At 65.8% G+C, this 8,849-nt stretch carries 6 protein-coding genes; 5 read left to right on the top strand and 1 reads right to left on the bottom strand.

Translation table 11 applies throughout. From position 1 onward, the window contains the following. The first annotated feature begins 40 nt into the window (after positions 1–40). Positions 41–805: an SDR family NAD(P)-dependent oxidoreductase gene (locus U9980_RS13140; RefSeq protein WP_322768165.1), complete on the top strand. Its 765-nt coding sequence runs from the start codon at positions 41–43 to the stop codon at positions 803–805. A 108-nt stretch (positions 806–913) separates the two neighbouring features. Here U9980_RS13140 and U9980_RS13135 read toward each other — a convergent pair whose 3' ends face one another. Next, positions 914–1,336: an SSI family serine proteinase inhibitor gene (locus tag U9980_RS13135; RefSeq protein WP_322751829.1), complete on the bottom strand. Its 423-nt coding sequence runs from the start codon at positions 1,334–1,336 to the stop codon at positions 914–916. A 1,018-nt stretch (positions 1,337–2,354) separates the two neighbouring features. Between U9980_RS13135 and U9980_RS13130 the strand changes: the two genes are divergently transcribed. From U9980_RS13130 to U9980_RS13115, 4 genes are all read left to right on the top strand, one after another. Beyond that, on the top strand, positions 2,355–3,770 hold the full coding sequence (locus tag U9980_RS13130; protein WP_322768164.1) for a family 2B encapsulin nanocompartment shell protein: 1,416 nt from the start codon (positions 2,355–2,357) through the stop codon (positions 3,768–3,770). A gap of 49 nt (positions 3,771–3,819) precedes the next feature. Further along, a complete protein-coding gene (locus tag U9980_RS13125; protein WP_322768163.1) occupies positions 3,820–6,051 on the top strand; it encodes a family 2 encapsulin nanocompartment cargo protein terpene cyclase in 2,232 nt (743 codons plus the stop codon). 305 nt (positions 6,052–6,356) lie between these two features. Next, positions 6,357–8,111: a PHP domain-containing protein gene (locus tag U9980_RS13120; RefSeq protein WP_322768162.1), complete on the top strand. Its 1,755-nt coding sequence runs from the start codon at positions 6,357–6,359 to the stop codon at positions 8,109–8,111. Then, positions 8,108–8,701: a hypothetical protein gene (locus U9980_RS13115; RefSeq protein ID WP_322768161.1), complete on the top strand. Its 594-nt coding sequence runs from the start codon at positions 8,108–8,110 to the stop codon at positions 8,699–8,701. Before U9980_RS13120 ends, U9980_RS13115 begins: the two co-directional genes overlap by 4 nt. Positions 8,702–8,849 lie beyond the last annotated feature (148 nt).

The following is an 8,849-nucleotide window of genomic DNA, read 5'->3' as shown; positions in this document are numbered from 1 at the left end:
CACGTCCCACCTGGACACGATCATGATGGAGCGGTAACTGATGGCAGAACGGCTGGACGGCACGGTGGCCCTGGTGACCGGGGCGAGCAGCGGCATCGGGGCGGTGAGCGGCCGGGAACTGGCCCGGCACGGTGCGGCGGTCGCGCTGGTCGCCCGGCGCAAGGACAGGTTGGAACAGCTCGCCGGCGAGATCACCGCCGACGGCGGCCGGGCGCTTGTCCTCGCCCACGATGTGACCGATCAGGCCCAGGCCGTCGACGCCGTCGAACGCACCGTCGCCGAGCTGGGTCGGTTGGACACAGTGGTCAACAACGCCGGCGTCATGCTGCTCGGCCCGATCGTCGGCGCGCCGACCCAGGAGTGGGATCGGATGGTGTCGCTGAACCTCCAGGGTCTGCTGTACGTCGCTCATGCGGCGCTGCCGCACCTGCTTGCCGCCGCAGACACCGGTCCCAGGCGGGTCGCCGACCTGGTCAACATCAGTTCGGTCGCGGGTCGGCGGGCGATGGCGAACGCCGGGGTCTACAACCTGACGAAGTTCGGGGTGAACGCCTTCACCGAATCCCTGCGCCAGGAGGTCACCGCCCGGCACGTGCGGGTATCGGTCGTCGAGCCGGGCGCGGTCGACACGGAGCTGACCGACCATCTGCGCGAGGAGATCCGCGAAGCGTCCGCACGGCGTTTCGCCGGGGTCGAGAAGCTGGTGGCCGACGACATCGCGGATGCGGTGGCCTACATCGTCACCCGCCCCCGCCGGGTCGCGGTCAACGAGATGCTCATCCGACCTACCGAACAGGTTGGGTAGCCGGCGGCCCGGATGCGCACGCTGGCGTACGTCTCCCGGCGAGGCGAGGGGACCCCGGGTGCGGCCCCCTCGCCCACCCCGTTCAGGATGATCTGCGGCAGGAGCCGGTCAGAAGACCGGTGTCGTGGCCACATTCAGGAAGCATGCGTTCGAGAAGGTCTTCTGCCAGTGGACGACCCGGCCGGCCCAGTAGCCGTCCGCGGCGGCCGTCACCGGCATGTAGATCTCCGGACACAGCGTCCCCGGGTCGCCCGCGAGGTTGTCGAGATTACCGCCGGCAGCCGCGATGGCCTTGCACGCCGCGACCGGGTTGGGGTGCGTCGTCGCGCCGTTCGGCGGGCAGAACAGGGTGACCGGTGTCGCGCCGACATAGGGGGCTTCGCCCTGCGCCACCGTGAGAATCAGTGCTCCCGTCGGCCGGGCCACCGAGCTGGTTGTGGCCGCCGACGCCGGAATGGCAGCCACGCCGGCAGCCAGTAACGGTGCCAGGGCGAGTGTGCCCCAACGGGCGAGAATCCTTCTCCTTGCCATCGCAACCTCCTGCTTCATGTTTCGTCAACCCGACTGAGAAGCCTGTCTTCACGATGGTCGGGCACATCCATGATTGTCATGATATGCCATGTCATGGCGGGAAACTATATGTGACGCGAGCTTTACTCGACGGGAAACTGTTACCTACGGCCCGACATACATGAAAAGTAATGATCGGGTACATCGTGGTCGAACTAGTAGCCGGCAGTGGGGCTACCAGCCTGAATCGGCCATCACCGGGTGTCGCGTGTTAGTCAATTTCACCCAGATCAATACGGCTACCTGCTACCCTCTGTCATCTAACGCCGTCGCAGAGCGTTCCGGTCCAGCGTTCCGTCAAGCGCGGCGTCACGGTCGGCGCACCGTGGACCTGGCCGGACGAGCCTTGCGCACAGGCGGTGTCCACGGCCGGCCGAGTAGCGGATATCGGTAGTTACAACGAGTGATTGGGCGGGTTCACGGTTCGTGGTCAACGCTCAATCCTGAGCGGGCCAGAGCACACCATCACGGTGGGCCAGCCCAGACTGGCACGTGGAAGTCCTTGCCTTTTCCGTGATTTCTACGGGAAGCTTCTGTCGGCTCGCCGCATGGAGCAAAGCTCGCGCCGCGGGTCGAAGGAGAATGCGCTGTACGCGGTGCGATGTCGGTGTGAAGCCTGCCGGCGGCACGCGAAACGGACGGGGGAGACGTGGCGGTATTCGGTTTGCGCCGGCTATTCTACTGGCGTTGTTCGATGCAGTCCACCAGGGACGTCATCGCATAGTCACGGGCAGCCGATCACTTCATTCACCGGTGGTGGGCGGAGCGTGATCCCGCGCGCTCGGGTAGCGCTTCGACCGTAATCACGGGTTCAACGTCCGGCAACGCTTATCGGCATGTTCGGCATGTTCGGCATGTTCGGCATGTTCGGCATGCTCGGCGCGGGAAAGCTCGCTCGTGTCGACCACGCCGGAGATGTTCCTCGAATGTACGTTCGTTGTTTTCCTGCTGCTACGACCAAGAATTGGTGGTGTCGGTCATGACGGAGTCGGCTGGTGTGGAGACTGGTACGGAGGACGGGCAGCCGCAGCTGAGTCTGGGTACGGCGGCTGCGCGCAATCTGGCGACAGTTACCAAGTCCGCGCCACAGATGCAGGAGATTTCCTCGCGGTGGTTGCTGCGGATACTGCCGTGGGTGCAGGTGGCGGGCGGCGTGTATCGGGTCAACCGCCGGCTTACATATACGGTGGGCGACGGGACGATTACTTTTGTCTCGACCGGGGCTGAGGTCCGCGTCATTCCCCAAGAACTGCGTGAGCTTCCCCTGCTGCGGGAGTTCGACGACGCGGTGCTCCTGAGTGCGTTGGCGGATCGGTTCGTTCAGCAGGAATTCGCTCCCGGCGATGTGATCGTGGAATCCGGCCAGCCGGCTGACCGGGTGTTCCTCATCGCGCATGGGAAGGTCGACAAGGTCGGCGCCGGAAAGTACGGCGATCAGACCGTGCTGGGTGTGCTGGCTGACGGCGACTACTTCGGTGACCAGGTGCTGGTGGAGCCACAGAGCAGCTGGGAGTTCACGGTCAGGGCGGTGACCGGGTGCACGGTGCTGGCGCTGTCGCAACAGGTGTTCCAGGAGCTGGCTGGCCGGTCCGAGGCGCTGCGGACCCATGTCGAGCACTTCCAGAGCCGGCCCGAGCCCCCACAGAACAAGCACGGTGAGGCGTCCATCGCGCTGGCGTCGGGGCATACCGGGGAGCCTGAGTTGCCGGGGACCTTCGTCGATTATGAGCTTGCGCCCCGCGAATACGAGTTGAGCGTGGCCCAGACGGTGCTGCGGGTACACAGCCGGGTCGCCGATCTGTACAACGAACCGATGAACCAGGTCGAACACCAGCTCAAGCTGACAATCGAGGCGCTACGGGAACGCCAGGAAAAAGAACTGATCAACAACCGGGAATTCGGCCTGCTGCACAACGCCGACCGCAGCCAGCGCATCAACACCCACGCTGGCGCGCCCACTCCCGACGACCTCGACGAACTGCTCAGCAGGCGGCGCGACTCCCGGTTCCTCCTGGCCCATCCGCGCGCCATAGCCGCGTTCGGCCGGGAATGTAACCGCCGTGGCATCTACCCGACCGGAGCCGTGATCGACGGCGCCCAGGTGCCGGGCTGGCGCGGCGTACCCCTCCTGCCCTGCAACAAGATCCCCATCTCTGACACGCAGACCACCTCCATTCTCGTGCTCCGCACCGGCGAGGACAACCAAGGTGTCGTCGGCCTCCACCAGACGGGCATCCCGGACGAGTTCGAGCCCGGCCTGTCCGTCCGATTCATGGGTATCAACGAGAAAGCCGTCATCTCCTACCTGGTCAGCACTTATTACTCGGCCGCGGTTCTCGTGCCGGACGCGCTCGGCGTCCTGGAGAACGTCGAGGTAGCCAGATCCCGCGACTAGCCGTGGTGTTGTCCGCGGAGCAGTCGAAGAGGAAGGTTACGTGCGGTTCATGGTGCCATTCGAGCTACCGGAGTTCTATGTGCCCCATCCGGCACGGCTGAATCCGAACCTGGAACGAGCTCGTGAGCACAGTAAAGCCTGGGCTTACGAGATGGACATGGTCGACGCGTCGCAGAACGGCGCCGTGATCTGGTACGAGTGCGACTTCGACGCTCACGACTACGCACTGCTCTGTGCTTATACCCATCCGGACGCGACCGGTCCAGATCTTGACCTGGTGACCGACTGGTATGTCTGGGTGTTCTACTTCGACGACCACTTTCTGGAGCTGTACAAGCGAACCCACGACCTGACCGGCGCGCAGGAATATATTGATCGGTTGCGGGAGTTCATGCCGACGGATGGCGCGATCACACAGACGCCGACCAATCCGGTGGAACGCGGCCTTGCGGACCTGTGGACCCGGACCGTTCCGGCCCGGTCCGCGGATTGGCGGTGTCGGTTCGCCGCCAGCACCGGGAATCTCCTGGATGAGTCGTTGTGGGAGCTTTCCAATATCAACGAAAACCGGATTGCCGACCCCGTAGAATACATCGAGATGCGGCGAAAGGTCGGCGGAGCCCCCTGGTCGGCGAATCTCATCGAACACGCGGTGGCCGCTGAGGTACCCGCCGAGATCGCCGCGACCCGGCCTATGCAGGTACTGCGGGACACGTTCGCCGACGGCGTGCATCTGCGCAACGACCTGTTCTCCTACCAGCGCGAAGTCGAAGAGGAAGGCGAGCTCAGCAACGGCGTCCTGGTCTTCGAACGATTCCTGGGGTGTGGTACCCAGGAAGCCGCCGACATCGTCAACAACCTGCTTACCTCCCGGCTGCACCAGTTCGAGCACACCACCTTCACCGAGTTACCCCCGCTCGTCGAGGAGCATGGCCTTGACGTGGCGGCCAGAGCGGCTGTCATGGCCTATGTGAAGGGGCTGCAGGACTGGCAGTCAGGTGGTCATGAATGGCATTTGCGGTCGAGCCGTTACATGAATGGCGGGGCCAAGGCGGGCACCGGCGCCCTGGGCGGTCCGACGGGCCTGGGCACCGCAGGAGCGCGCATCGGGTCCGCACTGGTCTCGACGGCACCGCAGCGATTGCGGAGCTTCACCCACATCCCGTATCAGGTCGTCGGCCGGCTTCAACGTCCCGATTTCTACATGCCGTATTCCACTCGGTGCAGCCCGCACCTGTCCGCTGCACGTCGCCACATCGTGGAGTGGGCCGGCCAGATCGGGATGCTCGACCCGGTGCCCGGAATCTGGGACGAACACAAGCTCAGGGCGTATGATTTTCCGTTGTGTTCGGCAGGGATCCATCCGGATGCGACGGCGGACCAACTGAACCTGACCACGGGCTGGCTCACCTGGGGAACCTACGGCGACGACTACTATCCGGTGATCTTCGGCCGGACGGGTGATCTAGCCGCCGCGAAGGCGTGTACCAGGCGGCTGTCGGAATTCATGCCGGTGGAGTCCGCCGTCATTCCGGTCCCCGTCAACGCGCTGGAACGCGGTCTGGCCGATCTGTGGTCCCGTACTGCGGGACCCATGGCCGTGAGCGCGCGTCGCATGTTCCGCGGCGCGATCGAGGATATGACCGGTAGCTGGTTGTGGGAACTCGCCAATCAGCGACAGAACCGGATTCCCGACCCGATCGACTACATCGAGATGCGCCGCAAGACCTTCGGTTCCGATCTCACCATGAGCCTGTGTCGGCTGGCTGCGGGGCCGACGGTGCCACCGGCGATTTACCAGACCCGACCGATGAGGGCACTGGAGCACGCGGCCGCGGACTACGCCTGCCTGCTCAACGACGTGTTCTCCTACCAGAAGGAAATTCAGTTCGAAGGTGAGATCCACAACTGCGTTCTCGTCGTCCAGAATTTCTTCGACTGTGATCGTGAACGCGCTGTCGGGGTCGTCAATGATCTGATGACGTCCCGGATGCGCCAGTTCGAACATGTTGTCGCCATCGAACTGCCCGCGCTCTGTGACAGTTTCAACCTGGACGCCGACGCACGGGGCGCGGTGCGGGGATATGCCGAGGAACTGCAGAACTGGCTGGCCGGAATCCTCCGTTGGCATCAGGGAACCCGTCGATACGAGGAAGCTGAACTGCGACACCATCCGGCAGCTGGGACACCTCCGTTCGGCGGCCCCACCGGACGAGGCATCTCGGCGGCCCATCGCGGCTGGATCCGCTCGTCGGACGGCCTGGGTGTGGCCAACCGGTAGAAATGCCCTGGAACATCAGAAATATGAATTAAAGTGGATAAAATTCCGCCCGGGCTCGAGCCCGAGCCCGGGCGGTCCATGCCGGCGGAATATTGCGACTAAATAGTAGCTGCAAATTATTTGCAATAGGTGCAGCGTATCTGAACAGAAATTCACCGGAGAATGGATAATCAAAGCTAAAGTTGCCTGACCTCTGCACAATCGCAACCCGCTGTTTACTGATCGGAGGAATGCGGGCCATCTCGGCAAATCAGAGTCCATCGCGTAGACCCGCCAGGGGGGCGGGCCGTCGCGAGGGAGACTCCATGTCGGGCGTGCACGGTCCACATGACCACGACCATCACCACCACGACCGACCGGTCAGCGAGGGGCTCGACCTGGCCGTACCGGACGCCGCGCTGTCGCCGTCCGAGCTGAACCGGCGCAGCCTGCTGCGCAGCGCCGGCCTGTTGGGTGCCGGGGTCGCCGCGGGGAGCGTCCTTGGCGGACAGGGTGTCGCACTCGCCGGGTCAACCGACGGGTCCGACCGGCGGGAGCCCGCTGGCGGCTTCCGGTGGCTCGCCGGCGACCACCACATCCACACCCAGTACAGCCCGGACGCAATGTACCGGGTGAGCGACCAGGTTCGGCACGCGTCGCAGAACGGCCTGGACTGGATGGTCATCACCGACCACGGCAGCGTCGCACACGCCAAGTTCGGTGTCGACAAGGTCAACCCGGACATCCTTGCCGCCCGCGAGGACTACCCGCGGACGTTGCTGTTCCAGGGACTGGAGTGGAACATCCCCGCCGCCGAGCACGCGACCGTGTTCGTGGCTCCCGGTCCGAACGAGGTGGCCGTTCTCAAGCAGTTCGAGAACGCCTATGACGGCGTCGTGATGGGCGCGACGGCCGGCACCGCCGCGAACGAGGCGTTGGCGATCTCCGGGCTGTCCTATCTCAGTGACGCCGTCCGCCAGGGCCAGGTCTCGGACGCACTGATGCTCGCCAACCACCCGGCCCGCCGGGGTCTGGACTCGCCGCACGAGTTCCGCGGCTGGCGCGACAGCGCACCCGACATCGCGATCGGTATGGAGGGGGCGCCCGGGCACCAGGCGCTCGGGATTCCGGCGCCAAACGGTGCCGCCAGCGGCCGCGGGGCATACGATTTCGCGCCGCTGCCCGACTCGTTCCCGGGCTTTCCGATCGAGTACTACCGCACGTTCGGTGGGTTCGACGCCTTCACCGCTACGGTCGGTGGCCTGTGGGACTCCATGCTCGCCGAGGGTCGGCCGTGGTGGATCACCGCGAACTCCGACTCCCACAAGGTGTACGCCGACTGGGCGAAGAACCCCGTCAACAACAACGCCAACGCGCCCTGGGACGCGGCCGGCGACACGTTCAACAACTTCGGCCGCTACGGGGACCCCGTGTACGCGGGCGGAATCGCGTTCAACGGCGACTTCTGGCCGGGCTACTACAGCCGTACCCACGTCGGCGCGGCCCGGTTCGACTACGGCGCGGTGATGGCCGGGATGCGGGCGGGGCGGGTCTGGGTGGATCATGGCGCCCTGATCGACGGCCTCGACCTGCGGGTCCGGCCGTTGGGCTCGGGTCAGCCGGGCACGACCCTCGGCGGCACGCTCAAGGTGCGCAAGGGTGCCGACGTCGAGGTCGTCATCACGATCACGCTCGCGAGTCGGCCGAACTTCGCACAGTTCCTGCCGAAGCTGGCCCGGGTCGACCTCATCGCGGGTGACGTGCTCGGCCCGGTGCAGGATCGCGACAGCTTCACCACCCCGAACACCAAGGTCGTGAAGTCGTTCGACGTCAGCGCAGCGACCGGCAGCGTCACCCTCACCTACACCTTCACCGACGTTGCGGCGCCGTTCTACCTGCGGGTTCGCGGGACCGATGGCAACCGCACCGCGCCGGGCCTGCTCGGGGCGGCGGTCGACCCCAACGGCCCGCCGATCGACATGGTCGGCAACGCCGACCCGTGGGCGGACCTCTGGTTCTACTCGAACCCGATCTTCGTCACCGCGCCGGGCCCGCTTTCGCCCCCCCGCTGGAAGCAATGACGGTCGTCGGCGTCGACACCGACATCCGGTCGCTGGCAGAGATCGACCATCTGGTGCTCGACCTCTGGCGGCGGATCGGCTCGCCGGCCGACGCCTACGCGTGCACGCACATCGTCCGGGTGGGCGTACCGCACTTCGCCGTCTCGTTGACCCTCCCGCCAGGTCTCGTCGACACGGCCGTCGACGGCGTACGCAGCGTCCTGCCGGCCGCCGCCGCCGTCGCCGTTGTCGAGCCGGAAACCCCGACGCCGGCCGTGGGAACGGACAACCCGGACCCGGCGGCCGGGGCCATGCTCGCGGCCCGTGAGGCCGCCGCGCGCACGGGTGGCCGGGCGGTGCGCTTCCCGGGTGTTGAGCGGCTGGTGGGGGATGTCCCGGTGAGCAGCGTGCTCGCCGGGACGGCGATCGACCGGTTCGCGGTCCTCGGCGGTGGCGAGCTGCCGGAAGCCGCGGTGCTGCGGACCCGCGACTTCGTCCGACCCGAGTGGCGGGGCGAGGAGCTCGTCCTTGCTGTCGGCGCCACCGGACCAGGTCTGGTTGCGCCGTTCGAGGTACCGAACCCGACCCCGTGCTGCGCCTACCACGCCTGAGTCCTGATCCCTGCGTGCCATAACCGGCCGATCAAGGCCCCTGCCGCCATCCGGTGGCAGGGGCCTTGATCGTACTGTCCGTGCACGTCCATACCCGGATCGCAGGAGGGTATCGAAGGAGGGGTATGAATGGTCCGTCGGTCACGGA

The sequence above is a fragment of the Protofrankia sp. Cr1 genome (genome assembly GCF_963555865.1).
Taxonomy (GTDB): Bacteria; Actinomycetota; Actinomycetes; order Frankiales; family Frankiaceae; genus Protofrankia.
Note: the sequence above shows the minus strand (reverse complement) of the source record. Positions and strands in the feature narration are given on the sequence as shown.

What these genes read in the sequence shown, in the direction of transcription:
- U9980_RS13115 (WP_322768161.1), top strand. Translation starts at nt 8,108, where the DNA reads ATGACGGTCGTCGGCGTCGACACCGACATCCGGTCGCTGGCAGAGATC.
- U9980_RS13140 (WP_322768165.1), top strand. Translation starts at nt 41, where the DNA reads ATGGCAGAACGGCTGGACGGCACGGTGGCCCTGGTGACCGGGGCGAGC.
- U9980_RS13130 (WP_322768164.1), top strand. Translation starts at nt 2,355, where the DNA reads ATGACGGAGTCGGCTGGTGTGGAGACTGGTACGGAGGACGGGCAGCCG.
- U9980_RS13135 (WP_322751829.1), bottom strand. Translation starts at nt 1,336, where the DNA reads ATGGCAAGGAGAAGGATTCTCGCCCGTTGGGGCACACTCGCCCTGGCA.
- U9980_RS13125 (WP_322768163.1), top strand. Translation starts at nt 3,820, where the DNA reads ATGGTGCCATTCGAGCTACCGGAGTTCTATGTGCCCCATCCGGCACGG.
- U9980_RS13120 (WP_322768162.1), top strand. Translation starts at nt 6,357, where the DNA reads ATGTCGGGCGTGCACGGTCCACATGACCACGACCATCACCACCACGAC.